This window comes from Paracoccus sp. (in: a-proteobacteria) (genome assembly GCF_030538755.1).
Taxonomy (GTDB): Bacteria; Pseudomonadota; Alphaproteobacteria; order Rhodobacterales; family Rhodobacteraceae; genus Paracoccus.
Genome location: NZ_JAUNTJ010000008.1, coordinates 18,340 through 34,689 on the forward strand (window position 1 = coordinate 18,340; position 16,350 = coordinate 34,689).

The 16,350-nt window shown below is 62.5% G+C and carries 16 protein-coding genes, 1 tRNA gene and 1 pseudogene; 12 read left to right on the forward strand and 6 right to left on the reverse strand.

Translation table 11 applies throughout. The features are described 5' to 3' along the window. Positions 1 to 75: 75 nt before the first annotated feature. Positions 76 to 951 (forward strand): LysR family transcriptional regulator, encoded by an 876-nt coding sequence (locus Q4G14_RS06705; RefSeq protein WP_303360962.1) that lies wholly within the window; start codon positions 76 to 78, stop codon positions 949 to 951. Here the strand turns inward: Q4G14_RS06705 and Q4G14_RS06710 are convergent. From Q4G14_RS06710 to Q4G14_RS06730, 5 genes are all read right to left on the reverse strand, one after another. Next, positions 948 to 2,405: an alpha/beta hydrolase domain-containing protein gene (locus tag Q4G14_RS06710; RefSeq protein ID WP_303360963.1), complete on the reverse strand. Its 1,458-nt coding sequence runs from the start codon at positions 2,403 to 2,405 to the stop codon at positions 948 to 950. The genes Q4G14_RS06705 and Q4G14_RS06710 overlap by 4 nt on opposite strands. 24 nt (positions 2,406 to 2,429) lie before the next feature. Next, complete coding sequence (locus Q4G14_RS06715) at positions 2,430 to 3,314, reverse strand: aldo/keto reductase (protein ID WP_303360964.1); 885 nt, start codon at positions 3,312 to 3,314, stop codon at positions 2,430 to 2,432. A 12-nt stretch (positions 3,315 to 3,326) separates the two neighbouring features. Further along, the gene (locus Q4G14_RS06720) at positions 3,327 to 3,905 is read right to left on the reverse strand and encodes an NAD(P)H-binding protein (protein ID WP_303360965.1); all 579 of its coding nucleotides are present in this window, start codon (positions 3,903 to 3,905) and stop codon (positions 3,327 to 3,329) included. A gap of 4 nt (positions 3,906 to 3,909) precedes the next feature. Further along, positions 3,910 to 4,368, reverse strand: a complete 459-nt coding sequence (locus Q4G14_RS06725; protein ID WP_303360966.1) for a nuclear transport factor 2 family protein — start codon at positions 4,366 to 4,368, stop codon at positions 3,910 to 3,912. 117 nt (positions 4,369 to 4,485) lie between these two features. Next, positions 4,486 to 4,644 carry a hypothetical protein gene (locus Q4G14_RS06730; RefSeq protein ID WP_303360967.1) on the reverse strand — a complete coding sequence of 53 codons (159 nt, stop codon included), beginning with the start codon at positions 4,642 to 4,644 and terminating at the stop codon, positions 4,486 to 4,488. Positions 4,645 to 4,712: 68 nt separating this feature from the next. Here Q4G14_RS06730 and Q4G14_RS06735 point away from each other — a divergent pair. From Q4G14_RS06735 to Q4G14_RS06775, 9 genes and pseudogenes are all read left to right on the forward strand, one after another. Continuing rightward, a pseudogene (locus Q4G14_RS06735) lies at positions 4,713 to 5,138 on the forward strand (integrase core domain-containing protein); the annotation flags it as partial. A 576-nt stretch (positions 5,139 to 5,714) separates the two neighbouring features. After that, positions 5,715 to 6,890, forward strand: a complete 1,176-nt coding sequence (locus Q4G14_RS06740; RefSeq protein WP_303360968.1) for a site-specific integrase — start codon at positions 5,715 to 5,717, stop codon at positions 6,888 to 6,890. Between the two features lie 519 nt (positions 6,891 to 7,409). Next, a complete protein-coding gene (locus tag Q4G14_RS06745) occupies positions 7,410 to 7,625 on the forward strand; it encodes an AlpA family transcriptional regulator (RefSeq protein WP_303360969.1) in 216 nt (71 codons plus the stop codon). Then, entirely contained in the window at positions 7,618 to 7,920 is a 303-nt protein-coding gene (locus tag Q4G14_RS06750) for a hypothetical protein (protein WP_303360970.1), read from the forward strand. Before Q4G14_RS06745 ends, Q4G14_RS06750 begins: the two co-directional genes overlap by 8 nt. Before the next feature lie 378 nt (positions 7,921 to 8,298). Beyond that, positions 8,299 to 8,871: a hypothetical protein gene (locus Q4G14_RS06755; protein ID WP_303360971.1), complete on the forward strand. Its 573-nt coding sequence runs from the start codon at positions 8,299 to 8,301 to the stop codon at positions 8,869 to 8,871. A gap of 343 nt (positions 8,872 to 9,214) precedes the next feature. Further along, complete coding sequence (locus Q4G14_RS06760; protein WP_303360972.1) at positions 9,215 to 11,947, forward strand: TOPRIM and DUF927 domain-containing protein; 2,733 nt, start codon at positions 9,215 to 9,217, stop codon at positions 11,945 to 11,947. A gap of 517 nt (positions 11,948 to 12,464) precedes the next feature. Then, a complete protein-coding gene (locus tag Q4G14_RS06765; protein ID WP_303360973.1) occupies positions 12,465 to 12,839 on the forward strand; it encodes a hypothetical protein in 375 nt (124 codons plus the stop codon). Between the two features lie 22 nt (positions 12,840 to 12,861). Next, the gene (locus Q4G14_RS06770; protein WP_303360974.1) at positions 12,862 to 13,038 is read left to right on the forward strand and encodes a hypothetical protein; all 177 of its coding nucleotides are present in this window, start codon (positions 12,862 to 12,864) and stop codon (positions 13,036 to 13,038) included. Between the two features lie 9 nt (positions 13,039 to 13,047). After that, positions 13,048 to 13,797: a hypothetical protein gene (locus Q4G14_RS06775; protein ID WP_303360975.1), complete on the forward strand. Its 750-nt coding sequence runs from the start codon at positions 13,048 to 13,050 to the stop codon at positions 13,795 to 13,797. A 234-nt stretch (positions 13,798 to 14,031) separates the two neighbouring features. Here the strand turns inward: Q4G14_RS06775 and Q4G14_RS06780 are convergent. Further along, positions 14,032 to 14,107, reverse strand: a tRNA-Lys gene (locus Q4G14_RS06780). Positions 14,108 to 14,203: 96 nt separating this feature from the next. Between Q4G14_RS06780 and dapF the strand changes: the two genes are divergently transcribed. Together dapF and mtaB are read left to right on the forward strand one after the other, a co-directional pair. Continuing rightward, positions 14,204 to 15,037 carry a diaminopimelate epimerase gene (gene dapF / locus Q4G14_RS06785; protein WP_303360976.1) on the forward strand — a complete coding sequence of 278 codons (834 nt, stop codon included), beginning with the start codon at positions 14,204 to 14,206 and terminating at the stop codon, positions 15,035 to 15,037. Next, positions 15,030 to 16,298 (forward strand): tRNA (N(6)-L-threonylcarbamoyladenosine(37)-C(2))-methylthiotransferase MtaB, encoded by a 1,269-nt coding sequence (mtaB, locus tag Q4G14_RS06790; protein WP_303360977.1) that lies wholly within the window; start codon positions 15,030 to 15,032, stop codon positions 16,296 to 16,298. Before dapF ends, mtaB begins: the two co-directional genes overlap by 8 nt. Positions 16,299 to 16,350 lie beyond the last annotated feature (52 nt).

Genomic DNA, 16,350 nt, shown 5'->3' on the forward strand with positions numbered 1-16,350 from the left:
CGTGCAGAACGCCGCCGAATATGCTAGGTCGGGGCGAAACCCATATCCGGCAGGTATCAATAGCGACGCGATGAGATGAGCGATCTGATGGCCTTTCTGGCCGTGGCCGAGGAGCGCAGCTTTACCCGCGCCGCCACCCGGCTGGGCACCTCGCAAAGCGCGGTCAGCGCCGTGGTGCGCCGGTTAGAGGAACGGCTGGGTGTGCGCCTGCTGACCCGCACCACCCGCGCGGTATCCCCGACCGAGGCCGGGCAGCGGCTGGCCGACACGCTGCGGCCCGCGCTGGATAATGTCAGCGCCGAACTGGCGATGCTGGACGACATGCGCGCCCGGCCTTCGGGAACGATCCGGCTGACGGCCGGCCAGCCTGCCGCGCATCTGGTGATGCCGGTGGCGCTGCGGCTGATGGCGGAGCACCCGGATGTGAATATCGAGATCAGCACCGATCCCCGCTTTGTCGATATTGCCCGCGAGGGGTTCGACGCGGGCATCCGTCTGGGCGAAAGTCTGGCCAAGGATATGATCGCCGTCCGCATCGGCCCGGATCTGGAAATGACCGTCGCCGGAACGCCCGGCTATTTCCGCGACAACCCGCCGCCGCAAACCCCGCATGACCTGACCGCGCACAACTGCATCAACCTGCGGATGCTCGGTTCCGGCGGGCTGTATATCTGGGAGTTCGAGCGCGAAGGCCGCCCGCTGAACGTCCGGGTCGAGGGCCAGTTCACATGCAGCGACAGCGATCTGGCGGTGCAGGCGGCGCTGGCCGGGCGCGGGCTGATCTGCCTGCCGTCCGACCACCTTGATCCCTATATCGCCGACGGGCGGCTGGTGCGGGTGCTGACCGACTGGTGCCCGCCCTTTCCCGGCTATCACCTGTATTATCCCAGCAGGCGGCAGGTCTCGCCCGCGTTCCGCCTGCTGGTCGATGCGCTGCGCTGGCGGGGTTAGCCGGGGCAGGCGAAGGTCAGCGCCTGTGCTTCTTCGACAGTGCGCCGGGCTTCCTGGGGTAACAGCACGCGGTCGCGGACATTGGCATTGGTGATCGCCTGAACCCGCGCCACATAGGCGTCGTGGCTGCCATACAGCGCGCACATCTCGGCCTCGGAATAATCGGTATGGGTGCCCGAGGGGCCGCAAAAGCCCGGACCTTGACCGATCCCCTCGTTCGCGGCCATCGGCGCATCGCGGGCGGCGGTGCGGATGCCGCCGAGGATCTGGCCGTTCGCATCGCGCAGATATTGCGGCCGTTCCTGATCGTCCACCACGAAGCGCGCGGCGGTGGCGGGTGCCATGCCGCCCTGAATCCACCCGTCCAGCGCGGCCAGCGCCGCCTTTAACACATCGCCATTCGGCACCCGGCTGTAAAGCGAGGGCGACCCGCACGGCCCGCGTTCCCGCGTCAGGTCGGACACGCTCAACACCCGGTCGCCATCGCGGAACGCACCGTCACGGAGGATCATCGGATCGACGTAATCACGCATTTCCTCCAGCGAGAAATGCGCGGCACCGTTGATTTCCCACCAGCGTTGATGGTCGGTGTCCGCTTGCGGGGGCTGGCCCAGCAGAAAGGTGAAAATCTCGGTCCCGATGGTGATGGCCTTGACGCCGGTATCGGTGCGCAACTGCCCGCTGCGGTCATAGAACAGGAACCCGTCATAGACCCGGTGCAGCGGCTGGATGCTGTTGTAATAGCTGGAAACCTTTAGCGTGGATTGCGATTCCGAGGCGGCGATCAGCCGTTCGGCCCGCAGCCCGACCATCAGATCGGGCGCGCCCGCGCGGGCCAGTTGCCCGATCTGGGAAAAGATGTCCCATGCCAGCACATCGCCGCCCTTTGCCATGATCGAGGGATCGGCGGGGTCGATCTCATCCCCGGTCAGCGGGTCGGTGTTCGGGGCCGCGACACTCAGCGCGCCATAGCGGTCGGGGTTCCAGCGCCGCATCGCCTCGATCCCGTTGCGCTGCGCGCTGACGCCGATCCAGACATAGCCGTCGCGCAGCAGCAATTCGCGCGTGGCCCCAAAGACGAAATCGACGTCCTGATCCAGCGACACGTTCAGCCATTCGATCACCGCCGTGCCATTGAACTGCGCCGGATCGCTGGGGCGGCGCACCAGAACGCGGGTCGTATAGGGGTGGCCGCCGTCGATCAGCGTGGCCTCGGCCAGAGGATCGGTGATCCGGTAACGCCCGGCCTGACCCGAGACGAAATACTCCGTTTCGGTATAGCCATTGGCGGCCATGGGCATGACCGTCGCGCTCATCGCGGTGCCGGTGTCGGGCGGGGTGCTGATGCTTTGCGCCTGCGCCAGAGCGGGCGCGGTGCCGGTCATCAGCGCGCAGGCCATCGCCGCGACAAGGCGGGTCAGGGCCGGGCGGTCCTGATTTTTGATGCGTTTCATCGGATGTCCCTTGTGCTGGCGCGATCAGTCCTCGATCACGAAAGTATAGTTTTCGGGGTTGATCGACGTCGGTTCCGGCCCGCCGCGCTTGCCGGTGTCCAGCGCCTCGATGGCGGCGATGTCATCGGCGGTCAGGGTGAAGTCGAACAGGTCGATGTTCTGCGCGATCCGCGCCGGGTTCACCGATTTCGGCAGCACCGAATGGCCCAGTTGAATCTGCCAGCGCAGCACCACCTGCGCGGGGGTCTTGCCATGCGCCTCGGCGATCGCGGTGATGGCGGGATGGGTCAGCGGGTCATCCTCGGGGCGTTTGTCATCGCCCCAATAACGCTGCACCCCGCCGATGGGCGACCACGCCTGCGTCAGAATCCCCAGCCGTTCATGCGTGGCGCGCAGCTCGGGCTGGGTAAAGAACGGGTGCAGTTCCACCTGATTCAGCGCCGGAACCACCTCGCATTCCGCAGCGATCCGGTCCAGTTCCGCCGGGCTGAAATTGCTGACGCCGATGGCGCGGATACGGCCTTCGGCCAGCAGACGTTCCGCCGCCTTCCATGTGGCGATGGTGCGGTCGAAATCGACGCTCAGCGGTTGGTGCAGCAGCCAGACATCGACCATATCCAGCCCCAGCTTGCGGGAGGAGCGGTCAAAGGCGTGCAGCGCGGAATCGAAGCCGTAATCGCTGATCCAGATTTTCGTCTGGATGACGACCTGATCGCGGGGCAACCCGCTTTGGCGCAGCCCCTCGCCGACTTCGGCTTCGTTGCCATAGGCGGCGGCGGTGTCGATCAGGCGATAGCCATCAGCCAGCGCGGTCTTGACGGCGGCGACGGTCTGTTCGGGCGGGCTTTGGAAGACGCCAAGGCCCACAGAGGGCAGGGTGACGCCATTGTTCAGGGTCAGGGTTTGCATGATTGCCTCCTGTTAAGAATGGTGAACGCCAAGGCTGACATTGCCAAGGCGCGGTTGTTCCGCCAGCCGCACGATCAGATCAGCCACGCTGCGGCGCGACACGCTGGCACCGGCGTTTTCGAACGGCTGGCCCTTGCCGGTGGTGGCATAGGCGATCTCATCGCGGTCGTTCAGCCATGCCGGGCGGATGATGGCGTAATCCAGACCCGAGCCCTCGATCACGCGGGCCGAATTGCGATAGGGGTCAAGGATCGCGCCATGGCTTTCGCCCGGCACCTCGTCGTAAATCCCCATCGAGGCGATAAAGATCACCCGCCCCACGCCCGCCGCCTGCATCGCGGTGACAATCGCGCGGGCCTGCGGCTCCATATCGCCGGAGAGGTTGGCATAGACCAGATCCTGCCCCGCCATCGCCTGCGCCAAGGTGGTGGCATCCAGCACATCGCCCTCGACGATGCGGGTGCGGGGCTGCGGCGTCAGACGGGCAATGTTGCGGGCATAAAGCGTCAGGTCGGCATCCGTCCGCGCCAGCAATTCGCGCGTGGCGACGCGGGCAATCTGCCCGGCCGCGCCAAGGATCAGGATGTTCATGACCTCACGCCGCGGCATAGGGGTGAACATCACGCCATGTGAAGCGCGCCTCGCGTCGGGTTATCAGCCATTCGTCCTTCACGCGGCGGTATTGGTCATGATAGATCACGCCGTTGGAATTGCGGGTCTTTTGGCCATCCGGGCCGCCGATCAGCTCGACCGTGCAGTAATGGGTGGCGGTGGCCGTGTCGCCATCCACCTGCGCGGTGAACTGGCCGTTCATGTGGTAAACCGTGTCGAAGCCGGCCAGAAAGGGCGTCCAGCTTGCCTCGATCTCGGCCCGGCCATTCAGGGGCGGCAGGGCGGTGTCGCCGAACCATGTCTGAACGGTGGCGTCCTCGGTGAACAGAAAGGTCTGCTCATGCACCTGTTTGTCGTCGGCAAGGTTGGAAAAGCGATCCACCAGCGCCTTGAGCGCGGCGTGATCTTCCAGATTGCGGATGCGGGTTTCAAGATCGGTCATTGTCGGCCCTTTATCGCGGGTTGCGTTGCGGACAAGATAGAGGCCGCGCGGCATGGCGATAAGCGGCTAAATCGCGAATGGTCTTATATTGGGCTGATATGAATTGCGCCTGCCCCCTTACCCCCGCGCGATGCGGGCGGTCAGCGCGGCCCCCGCTGCCGCCGCCACCAAGATCACCGCGCTGGCGGCAAAGGCGCTGCTATGGCCGCCCGCGTCAAACAGCAGCCCGCCCGCCGTCGCGCCAAGGGTGATGGCAAGCTGGATCACCGCCACCATCAGCCCGCCCCCGTCCTCGGCATCGCGCGGCAGGCTGTGCGCCAGCCATGACCACCAGCCGACGGGCGCGGCAATTCCGGCTGCTGAACGTGCTGGACGACTTCAACCGCGAGGGGCTGGGCATCGAGGTCGATTTCTCGCTGCCAGCGGAGCGGGTTGTCCGGTCCCTGAACCAGATCATCGAATGGCGCGGCAAGCCATTGGCGATCAGGGCCGATAACGGCCCCGAATATGTCAGTTCCACGCTCATGACCTGGGCCGAGAAGCAGGGCATCGCCCTGACCTACATCCAGCCCGGCAAGCCACAGCAGAACGCCTATGTCGAGCGATACAACCGGACGGTCCGGCATGAATGGCTGGACCTCTACATCTTTGAAACCATCGAGGAGGTGCAGCAGATCGCCACCGAATGGCTATGGACCTACAACAACGAACGCCCCAACATGGGCATCGGCGGCGTCACACCCGCCATGAAGCTGAAAATGGCCGTGTAAATCCTACGGTCGCGCCCCCTCAAAACGGGGAAGATTACCCCTCAAAGGTGCAGGCAAAAGCGTGCTTCAGTCGGGTAAGGGGGCTATCATCGAGCCTGACCCGACTTGCTCAGCGTGACACATGCGGGGCGCTTTCTCGAACAGCAGTAAGACATACGGCTTAGGGCTCGAAGCTGTTCTTCGCTGTGCCCATCACGAACGGCTGCTGCTGCGGAAAGGGCACATACCTTCGTATGAAAGGAAAAATATCATCCCCAAAGATCAAATCTCTCTGAGATCAGCAATCTGAAAAATGGTGAGCCCGACAGGATTCGAACCTGTGACCCACTGATTAAAAGTCAGTTTCATACTGTCCTCTTGGCTTATCTTGAGTTGTCTTGCCTTTCCTGACACATTGATTTTACAGCATAATATATAGCCTTGCATTGTCGCGTCATATCTCTAATTGTCTCTGCGGTGTGCCCCCGGTGTGCCCCAGAGGAAAAAAGATGCCCGAAAGCGACAAGCAAAGCCGAACTTGCAAGCTGACGAAAGCCGCTGTTGAACGTATCGTCAGGGCGCACCGGGGGGGGGCGTGTGGATTGGACCGATACGGGCACGGCGGGGCTTGTCCTGCGGGTCAGTGAAAGCGGGGCGTCTTATGCGTTCCGGTATCGCGTTGGCGGCGGGCGTGGCGCGAAAATGCGGAAAGCGACCATTGGCAAGGTGGGGGCAATCACGCTGGACGCGGCGCGAAAGCGCGCGCAGTCGCTGGCGGCAGAGGTGACGCAAGGCGGCGATCCGGCGGGGGACAAATCTAAGTGGCGGGCAAATCCGACCGTTGCGGAGTTGATGGCGCGCTATCTGTCTGACCATGCGGAGGCGCACAAGAAACCACGGTCGGTTGCGGAAGATCGGCTGCACATTGCCAACAGGATTATTCCGGCCATTGGGTCAATGAAGGTCAGCGATGTTTCCCCGGCAGATATTGAACGCCTGCACCTTGCGCGCCGGGCAACGCCATACCTTGCGAACCGGGTTCTTGCTCTGCTGTCCAAGGCGTTCGGGCTGGCGGAAAGGTGGCGGGTTCGGGAACGGGGAACGAACCCCTGCCGTGACGTGACGCGCTTTCCAGAGCGCAAGCGCGAACGTGTGCTGTCACCTGATGAAGCCGCCGCCCTTGGCGCAACCCTTGATATTGCGGAAGCTGCCGGGTGTCTGACCATGCCAAGCGGGGCAACACGCCGGGTTGCGCGCGCTGCTGTCTTTGCCGTCCGTCTGATCCTGCTGACCGGGGCGCGGCGGGGGGAAATACTGTCGTTGCGGTGGGATTATGTTGACCGAGAGCGGGGGCGGCTGGTTCTGCCTGACAGCAAGACGGGGGCCAAGGTCATACCCATCGGCCCGATGGCGCGGCGGCTGCTGGATGCGGCCCCGCGTGTGGCGGGCAACCCATTCGTGATTGCGGGCGAAAAGCCGGGGGCGCATCTGGTGGACATTAAGGGGGCGTGGGATGCGATCCGAACACACGCGGGCTTGCCTTCCCTGCGCCTCCATGACCTGCGGCACAATTGGGCGTCTGTCGCGGTTGAAACCGGCGTGTCTCTGCGGCTGGTGGGCGGTCAGCTTGGGCATAGTCAGGCGTCCACAACTCAGCGTTATGCACATGTCAGGGACGATCCTGCACGCAAGCTGGTCAATGACGTAGAACGGATGATTGCCGGTGATACGGCGCGGGGTGGCACGGTTGTGCCTATCCGGGGGCGCGAATGATCCGCAACACGGGGGGGGTGATTCGGGCTTATGGGCACGGCGAAGAATATTACCGATCTTAAATACCGCTGTAGCTTACCGATGCCGCCAGCACGATGATACGGTTTATCGTCAATTCTGGAACGTTAAACGTCAGACAAACCGGCGATTAACGCGGAACACAATAAACTGGAATGAAAACAGAGATTTGAAGGGCTAGACAAATTGCCCGCAAGTTGTCTTAATGTTCACGCTGATGGCGCAAGTTGTCAGTAAATAGCCGGGACGGGTGGCGCTGTCTGGAAAACGAAAGCCACCCGCCCCTTGAACGTCAAAGTGACGGCGGCGCTTGGCCGCTAGGCCGATTGCACCCGGCCTTGCGGTTAGCCTGCCCTGAAAGTCCCCGAAATTGCAAGGGATTTTCACGGGCGCGGACGTGTTTCGGCAACGGGCGGGATTTTGTTCCGTCCCCGCGCGCGGACAGGTTCCGCAACGGGCAGGATTTTGCGCCGCCGTCCCGTGGATAAGGAACCGGGGCGTATGGAAGCCACCGAACTGCTGACCGTTAGGCAAGCTGCCGAACGGCTGAAACTGTCTGCCACCACACTGAACCGCTGGCGGGTTACGGGTGAAGGCCCGGCATTCGTCAAGCTGGGGCGCGCCGTGCGCTATACATCTGCGGCGCTGGCCGCTTTCGTGGATGGAAAACACCACACTTCCACCATGCCTTACACGGAGGGGCGCGGCGATGCTTGATGATGAAGGCAAAGTCATTCCGCGCGCGATCTGGCGGGAAGAAAGCGACGATTATGCCGGTGAGGTTTTCCGGCGTGGTCGTCATAGGGTCATTATCTGCCCGCAAGGGCTGCAATGGATTGTGCAGCGTCAGAGGTGTTCTAAAGCTGGTCACAGGCGCTGGCGTTCTTTGCACTACTGCACCACGCGCGCGGCGCTTGTGCGGCTGTGGCACGGGGAAGAACCGGGTTGCGGGCCTATTCCGGCGCTGGACAACCTGCCTGCCCGTGCGGTGCTGATGAACCGGGGGCGCTAGGGATGTTATATTATCACATAAAAAGCCCTTCTGCGGTAAGAAAAAGCGGTAATTTCTGCCTTGGGTCATGCGAAAGCCCCTTGACCGGGGCCGTGCCTGACACCAGAATCAGCCTATCCACGGGGGTTCCCGTGGATAGCGCGGCGAAAAAGGCTGTGCCGGGATTCTCACCCCGCATGAACACAAGGCGCTGCAAGCCGCGCCATTTTCGCGCGGCTTTGCTATATTCGCAGGCATGTCCTGCGCCTATGGGTCGGGCGTCCGGGGCCGCGCAAGCGGGCCGCTTCCTTGTGTGCGGTAGTGAGAACCCCGTTCGTCCGGCCCGCCAATTTCTCACCATGTCGGGCGGGTTTCACACTGAAACACAAGGGGCAAGCTATGTCTGATCTGAACAGCACCACCAAAACACCAAGCACACTGACCGGCATTTTCGACCAATGGGGCGCGGTGCACCGCCGTCTGAATGATCCAGAAACACCGGAATGGGAAGAACAGTTGCTTTGGCCGCGCGAACGTGAGCTTTGCGCCGCTGCGGCAAAAATCCCGGCGGCTGATCTCATTGATCTGTCGATCAAGTTGGTGATGGACGGGGAAGGCATACCACCTGAAACAAAGCTGATGGAAAGCGCCATTCGTGATGCGCGCCGGGTGATTGAAGCAGCCCGTTCCGATGCGCGTCTGTTTGATATGTTCGGTTACTGGAACGTGGCGCGGGTTGGGTGCCGTGACAGCAATTTGGGCGAAGATGCGGAAGATTGGATACACACGCTGATGGATGGCATGGCGAATGATGCCGCGAAAATCCCGGCTATGTCAGCGCGCGGGCTGGCAATGAAAATCATGATGGCGGGTGACATGGAAATGGGCTTGCGCCCAATTGTCGAAAGCACACGCAAAGACATTCTGCGACTTGCCGGGATTGCTGCGAATGATGACGAAAGCATGATCTGACCCAAAAAGGGACTTGCCGCGCTTGCGCGGCTTGAGAAGCGCGGGCTTGCCCGCGCGCCCCTTGGGTCAGTCTTTCACTGGGTCAATGGCATGACGGTTCCACCGGGCGCAACGCCGCCGGGATGTGCTGTCATGGCCGCTCGGAATAATTCCCGCCGCCGCTGGCAGGCCGGGAATATGAGGTAAAGCAATGGGATACGAAAATAACACCCGGATAGACTGGGAAGCTTTAATGCCTGACGTGGCGCGCTCCTTGTTCGGGGGACCGGATGAAAAGCACGGTGGCGGAAAAGATTGGCGATGGGGGAATAAGGGGGCGTTCTCGGTTAATGTGGAAAAGGGCGTGTTCACGGATTGGAAAACCGGGGACAGCGGCGGCGCTTATGACCTGATCCGCCGCGAAACCGGGCTGACAGGTGCGGCGGCGGTGGAATGGCTGCGCCGGGAATGTCCGGGTGCAGATGTGCCGGAAATCACCCGCGCGGAACAGGCTGCCCGCCGGGAAAGGCAGGCAACGGCCCGGCGCGACAAGGAAAAATGGGCGAAGGATAAGGCGGCGGAAATCTGGCGCGGCGCGCGCCCGGTCATGGGCACGGTGGCGGAAACCTATCTGACGGGCCGCGACCTGTCTGCCGCCGGGCAAGCGTTCATCCGCTGCGCAGCGGATTGCTGGCACGGCGGGCTTAAGCAAAAAATCCCGGCCATGATCGGCGGCGTTACCGTCTGGCCGGGGGATGAAGTCACGGCCGTGCATCGCACCTTTCTGGCGGCGGATGGCGGCAAGCTGACGGCGGAAGGCCATGACGCAAAGATGATGCTTGGCCCGGTTTCCGGCGGCGCGGTGCGCCTGTCTGGTGCGGGCGATACGGTTGGCCCGCTGATCCTGTGCGAAGGGATAGAAACCGGGCTTTCTCTGGCCGCTGCGGGAATCGGGCCGGTATGGGCGGCGCTAAGCGCGGGCGGCATAAAGGCCGTTGTGCTGCCGCCCCCGGCGCAGGCAGGTGAAATCCCGCCCGGTGCCGCGCAGGACCATGGCCGGGATGATGTCGCGCCCGGCGCGGGGGGCGGCGGCGCGCCGGGCGGGATTGCGCCCGTCCTTGACCATGCGCCGCGCATCATTATCGCCGCTGACCATGACCGCGCGGGCCGGGATGCGGCAGAGGCACGGGCGGCGGCGCTGACGCGCGTTGGCTATGCTGTCTCGGTCGTGATCCCACCTGATCCGGGGCAGGATTTTAACGATCTGCACCGCGCGGCGGGGATTGAAGCTGTGCGCCGGGTGCTGGCTGGCGGGCAGCCATTTGGTGATGAACCCCCGGCCCGGCTGCTGAACGGCGAAGGCTGGCCGTTCCATGTGAACGGAAAGGGTGTGTTCTATACCGCCGAACGCACCAATAAGGACGGCGATGCGGTTCAGGATGTGGTGCGCCTGTCCACGCCAATTCATGTCGAGGCGATCACACAAGACGGTAACGGCAAGGGGTGGGGGCGCATGGTTTGCGTGATAAGTCCCACCGGACAGCGAAATAGAACGATCCTGACGGCGGCGGATATTGCGGAAGGCGCGCGGGCTGGCGTGTTCCGGGTGCTTTCATCACTTGGGGCAACCCTGCCCGCCGGGGCGCGGCTGCGGGACAGGCTGCTTGATTACCTGATGGAAGCGCATCCAGATCGGCAAATCACGGTTGCGGAACGCACGGGCTGGCATGAAGAAACCGGGGCCTTCGTGCTGCCGGATGCCAGCTTTAGCAATGATCTGGTCGCGCCTGCGGTGATTTATCATAACCCGGCGGCGGATGGCGCGCGAAACCCCTATCAGGTCAAGGGCACACTGGCGGCATGGAAGGATCAGGTTGCTGAACCCTGCCGGGGCAATAGCCGCCTTGTGTTTGCGCTGTCTGCTGCCTGTGTAGGACCGCTGTTGCGCCTGATCGGTGGGGAAGGTGGCGTGTTTCACTTTAGCGGGCCATCGTCCATCGGGAAAAGCACATTGCTTGCCATTGCAGGTTCCTTTTGGGGCGGTGGCGGGCTGCATGGGTTCCGTGAAACGTGGCGGGCCACAGATAACGCGCTGGAAAGTAAGGCTCTGGCCTATTCTGATGCGCTGATCTGCCTTGACGAATTGGGGCAGTCAGAGGCGGGCGCGGCCCAAAGGGCAACCTATATGCTGGCGCAAGGCGCTGGAAAGGCGCGGATGGACAGGGGCGGAACCGCCCGCGCGGCGGCGGAATGGCGCATCAATGCGCTGTCTAGCGGCGAAATCGGGATGCTTGAAAAGCTGGCAGAGGGCCGGGGCGCTTTCGTGCTGAAAGATGGCCAAGAGGCGCGCTTTGTCGAAATCCCGGCCGATGCTGGCGCGGGCATGGGGATTTATGAATCGCTGAACAACTTTGCTTCGCCTGCGGCAATGGCGGAACATTTCAAGGGCGCTGTCGCACAACACTACGGCGCACCCGCGCGGGCCTATCTGGAAAAGCTGGTTCCAGATAGAGAACTCATAACCGGAAAGGTTCATGATAATATCCGCCGGATTCGGGCCCTGATGGCGCGTGAAGGGGCTTCTGCCGCCGTTGACCGGGTTGCTCATAGATTTGCCATTACGGCAACCGCTGGGGCGCTGGCGTCACACTATGGCATTTTGCCCTTCACGCGCGGCGAAATAGACCGGGCGGTGATGATCTGCTTTGAAGCATGGATTCGGGCGCGCGGGGGCGCAGGATCGGCAGAAGCCTATCAGGCCGCGCGCCGGGTTCGGGCATTTATCGACCAATACGGGGCAAGCCGGTTTCAAGACTTTGACGGCACCCCTTTGCATCCCATCCCGGTGCGCAGCGGCTTCCGCCGTGAACAAGCTGGCGGTAGCCCGTCAGGGCGGCGCTATGAGTATTTCTTTTTAGTGTCGCCGCTGCGTGAACTGTTAGGGGGCCTGAATTTTAAGGTCAGCGTGAAGGGCATGGCTGCTGACGGCTTGTTAGTCGGGCTGGATGGGGCAGCGGCGGTTGGCATTTGGGTGCCATCCGAGCGATGCACGGTCAGGCTGTATCCCGTGGGCGACGGGTTGTTTGATCTGGATTGACCCACAAGGAAGGGTTGTGGTTGCGGGCGCTGTGCGGGCAGTTGCCCGCTTTTTTTGTGCCAAATAAGCGCCTGATCCGGCATCCCCGCCGTGACGCGTGCGCGTAAGAAAGCCTGCAAAAAAACGTAAGGCCGTAAGGATGGCTTAAAACTGAACTTAAGCATATGAATTACAATGGAAAGTTCCCTTACGTTTTTGCTGAAAAAAACGTAAGGAACGCGTAAGGCGCGTAAGTCGGGTAAGCAATACTGACCCTTTCCTTACGCGCCTTACGCGACCTTACACGTCAAAAAACAGGAGACGTAAGGGACTTTTTCTTTATGGGTCAGATGGTTAGATGCCCGCCTTACGGCCTTACGTTTTTTTGCAGGCATAGCCTTATACGCGATGCGAAAAGCGACAGCGGGCGGCGGTTAGTGTTGCTTTTTGGCACCATATGCGGCGAATATGCAACACACCTTTTAGGCGGTCAGATGGCGATGTGTCCGCCATGCGGCGCGATGAAGGGGGGGGCGGAATGGAAAATTGCGGATTGCCCTTCCTGTGGATAATCGCCTTTAGGTTGTGCGAATTGTTTCCGTTCCGGGGGCGCGGTATTCCGAAACCGGAAGTAATTGCGATTTTCAACATTCGGAAACATCCCCCACCTTCTGGATATGGAAGCTTTGCGCCCGCGCCTAAGATGTCGCTGTCGTATCGAAAGGGGAACGTGATGGCCGGTTGTGCTAAGTGCGGCGGAAAGACGCGGGTTTATGGAAGTATCAATGAAGGCGTGTTCATCCGCCGCTATCGCCGCTGCACCGTCTGCGGGCAGCGTTTCAAGACCTACGAAGAATTAGGGGAAGTGGAAGGGGTGCGACCGTATAGCCGCCAGCCCGCCGCAACCCTGTGACAGAAACCGGAAAGGAAAATAGATGGCCTGCATCCAGAAAAATCAACGACCGCTGACGGAAGAACAATTTCTTGATCTGATGCGGAATGAAATCAAGCAAGCCGTGAAGGAAGCGGTTTCCGAGGCGCTGGAAAGCCCGGTGGAAAAGTCTCACGGCTTTGCCGGTTCGGGCGTTCGGCTGGTGGACAGCTTTGCATAGGGGGCGGGCATGACGGAAATCAGCTTAACGATAGCAGAGATACCGCAAGACCTGCGGCAAGCCATGTATGAAGCCTATGACGCCTTGGCGGCGCAACGGGCCAAGCTGGACCGCCTGAAAGCCGCGCGGGCGGCGGTGGCAGATGATATTGCCAAGGCTAAGGCTGATTTGGCAGAGGCAAAAGCCGCCTATGTTGCGGAGTTTGAAGCCGATGTGCAGGGCGGTGACGCGAACCCGCGCAAGCCGCAAGAGCGCCGGGCAGCGGTGGCAGAGATCGGCGGGCGCATCTATGCCGCTGAACAAACCTTGCCCGATTTTGATGCGTCCATAGCTGCGGCAAAAGTGGAAATGGAGCCGCTGCGGTCAGCGTTTAACCGTGCCCGGATGCAGGTTGTTCGGCAGGTTCGGCGGGGCGTCCCCCGATATGATACGCCCCTTTCCAAAAAGTTATCTCTGGCTGATGTGCTGGTCGGTGACGTGTCTTTCGATCTGGATTCGGTGGCGCTGATGTATCTGGCCCATTATTACGACATGCCGCCAGAGGGCGGGCAGGCGTTCACGGCGGGCGAAGGGCCCGCCCGGTTCTTTGCGTTCCTTGGCAATTTCTTTCGCCCCATGGAGGCCAATGAAATAGCCGCGCAACGCAACCGGCTGGAAGCAATGATATGGGGTGATCGGGAACCGGAACCGCGCGTCAAGATGCCTGACAACCCACCGCCTAAAGATACATTGGGTTCAGGGGTGATCTGGCCGCAATGAGGGGGGGGGCCATTCCGGCGGTGCCAATGCCCCGCCAGTGCGCGCCGGGGCGGATGAAGGGGCTGCAAACCTGCCGGGGGGAATGAGCGGAACGGGCAAAAGCTGCCCATTCTTACCCTGTTTTGGGGCAATCCAGTTAGGTTCATCGCGTCCGTTTTTCGTCACGGTGTGCCCCCGGTGTGCCCCAAAGCAAAAGGCCGCGCTTGGTGCGCGGCCTTAAGTCATTGAAAACCTTGGTGAGCCCGACAGGATTCGAACCTGTGACCCACTGATTAAAAGTCAGTTGCTCTACCAACTGAGCTACGGGCCCACGACAGGGGCGCTGAATAGGCGGGGGCGGGGGCGGGGTCAAGGGGAAAAATCACCCTTCTGGTGGAATCATTGCGGCGGGCCTATATCGGCGGGCATGACAGAACAGAACACAGCTGGCCTGCCCTTCATCAAGATGCACGGGTTGGGCAATGATTTCGTGGTGATCGACCTGCGCGGGGGGCTGGATGCGCCCGCGCCGGAACTGGTTGCGCGGATCGCCGACCGGCATCGGGGCGTGGGCTTTGACCAGATGGCGACGATTCAGAACGATGATATGGCCGATGCGCGGCTGGTGTTCTGGAACGCCGATGGATCGCGCTCGGGGGCGTGTGGCAATGCGACGCGCTGCATTGCGCGGCTGCTGATGGACGAATCGGGGGCCGCGCGGCTGGCGCTGCGCACCGATCATGCCGTCTTGCAGGCCGAGGATGCGGGCGGCGGGCTGACGCGGGTGAATATGGGCGCGCCGGTGCTGGACTGGCGGGCGATTCCCTTGGCGCAGGATGTGGACATCGACCATCTGCCGATCACCGGCGATCCGGTCGCCACCAGCATGGGCAACCCGCATATGACCTTTTTCGTGCCCGATGCGGGTATCGTCGATCTCGAACGGTTCGGGCCGATGCACGAACATCACCCGCTGTATCCCGAACGCACCAATGTCGAGGTGGTCGAGGTGGTCTCGGACGATCAGATCATCCTGCGCATCTGGGAACGCGGCACCGGGGTCACGCTGGCGTCGGGCACCTGTTCCTGCGCGGCTGCGGTGGCGGCGGCGCGGCGCGGGCTGACGGGGCGGTGCGTCAACGTGAACGTGCCGGGCGGGCGGCTGTTGATCGACTGGCGCGACGATGGCGTCTGGATGGAAGGCCCCACGTCCGAGGTGTTTCGCGGCACTCTGACCCCGGAATGGCTGGCCCATGGATAAGCCGCCGGTTTTTGCCACGCTGGGTTGCCGCCTGAACGCCTATGAGACCGAGGCGATGCGCGAGATGGCCGAATCGGCCGGGCTGTCGGGGGCGGTGGTGGTGAACACCTGCGCCGTCACCGCCGAGGCGGTGCGCAAGGCGCGGCAGGAAATCCGCCGTCTGGCGCGCGAAAACCCCGGCGCGCCGGTCATCGTCACCGGCTGCGCGGCACAGACCGAGCCTGAAACCTTTGCCGCCATGCCCGAGGTGACGCGCGTCATCGGCAATCACGAAAAGATGCAGCCCGAGACATGGGCCGGTATGGGGGCCGGTATGGGGGCGGCGGATTTCATCGGTCAGACGGAAAAGGTGCAGGTCGATGACATCATGTCGGTGCGCGAAACGGCGGGCCATCTGATCGACGGATTCGGGCGGCACCGCGCCTATGTGCAGGTGCAGAACGGCTGCGATCACCGCTGCACCTTTTGCATCATCCCCTATGGGCGCGGCAATTCGCGCAGCGTTCCGGCGGGGGTGGTGGTCGAACAGATCAAGCGGCTGGTCGGGCGCGGCTTTAACGAAGTGGTGCTGACCGGGGTTGACCTGACCTCCTGGGGCGCGGATCTGCCGGGTGAGCCGCGCCTTGGCGATCTGGTCATGCGCATCCTGCGGCTGGTGCCCGACCTGCCGCGCCTGCGGATTTCCAGCATCGACAGTATCGAGGCCGATGAGAACCTGATGCTGGCCATCGCGACCGAGCCTCGTCTGATGCCGCATCTGCACCTGTCCTTGCAGGCGGGCGATGACATGATCCTGAAGCGGATGAAGCGCCGCCATCTGCGCGACGATGCCATCCGGTTCTGCGAAGAAGCGCGGGTCTTGCGCCCCGACATCGTGTTCGGCGCCGACATCATCGCCGGCTTTCCGACCGAGACCGAGGCGATGTTCGAAAACTCGGTCCGGCTGGTGGAGGACTGCGGGCTGACGTTCCTGCACGTGTTCCCCTATTCAGCGCGCAAGGGCACCCCTGCGGCGCGGATGCCTGCGGTGCCGGGCGCTGCGATCAAGGACCGCGCGGCGCGGCTGCGGGCCGTGGGCGATGCCGCGCTGGCGGCGCATCTGGGGGCGCAGGTCGGGCAGACCCGGCGGGTGCTGACCGAGGGCCCGCGTCTTGGCCGCACCGAACAATTCGCCGAGGTCGCTTTTGATCGCGATATGCGTGAGGGGGCATTGATGGATGTGCTGATAACGGGCCATGATAGCGCCCGGCTGATCGCGTAGGACCGGGGGTTTCACACCCCCGGACCCCCGTGGGATATTTATCGGACCAAAG

Coding starts and splice junctions, on each gene's coding strand:
- Q4G14_RS06705 (WP_303360962.1), top strand. CDS start 76: ATGAGCGATCTGATGGCCTTTCTGGCCGTGGCCGAGGAGCGCAGCTTT.
- Q4G14_RS06710 (WP_303360963.1), bottom strand. CDS start 2,405: ATGAAACGCATCAAAAATCAGGACCGCCCGGCCCTGACCCGCCTTGTC.
- Q4G14_RS06715 (WP_303360964.1), bottom strand. CDS start 3,314: ATGCAAACCCTGACCCTGAACAATGGCGTCACCCTGCCCTCTGTGGGC.
- Q4G14_RS06720 (WP_303360965.1), bottom strand. CDS start 3,905: ATGAACATCCTGATCCTTGGCGCGGCCGGGCAGATTGCCCGCGTCGCC.
- Q4G14_RS06725 (WP_303360966.1), bottom strand. CDS start 4,368: ATGACCGATCTTGAAACCCGCATCCGCAATCTGGAAGATCACGCCGCG.
- Q4G14_RS06730 (WP_303360967.1), bottom strand. CDS start 4,644: ATGGTGGCGGTGATCCAGCTTGCCATCACCCTTGGCGCGACGGCGGGC.
- Q4G14_RS06745 (WP_303360969.1), top strand. CDS start 7,410: ATGGAAGCCACCGAACTGCTGACCGTTAGGCAAGCTGCCGAACGGCTG.
- Q4G14_RS06750 (WP_303360970.1), top strand. CDS start 7,618: ATGCTTGATGATGAAGGCAAAGTCATTCCGCGCGCGATCTGGCGGGAA.
- Q4G14_RS06755 (WP_303360971.1), top strand. CDS start 8,299: ATGTCTGATCTGAACAGCACCACCAAAACACCAAGCACACTGACCGGC.
- Q4G14_RS06765 (WP_303360973.1), top strand. CDS start 12,465: ATGGAAAATTGCGGATTGCCCTTCCTGTGGATAATCGCCTTTAGGTTG.
- Q4G14_RS06770 (WP_303360974.1), top strand. CDS start 12,862: ATGGCCTGCATCCAGAAAAATCAACGACCGCTGACGGAAGAACAATTT.
- Q4G14_RS06775 (WP_303360975.1), top strand. CDS start 13,048: ATGACGGAAATCAGCTTAACGATAGCAGAGATACCGCAAGACCTGCGG.
- dapF (WP_303360976.1), top strand. CDS start 14,204: ATGACAGAACAGAACACAGCTGGCCTGCCCTTCATCAAGATGCACGGG.
- mtaB (WP_303360977.1), top strand. CDS start 15,030: ATGGATAAGCCGCCGGTTTTTGCCACGCTGGGTTGCCGCCTGAACGCC.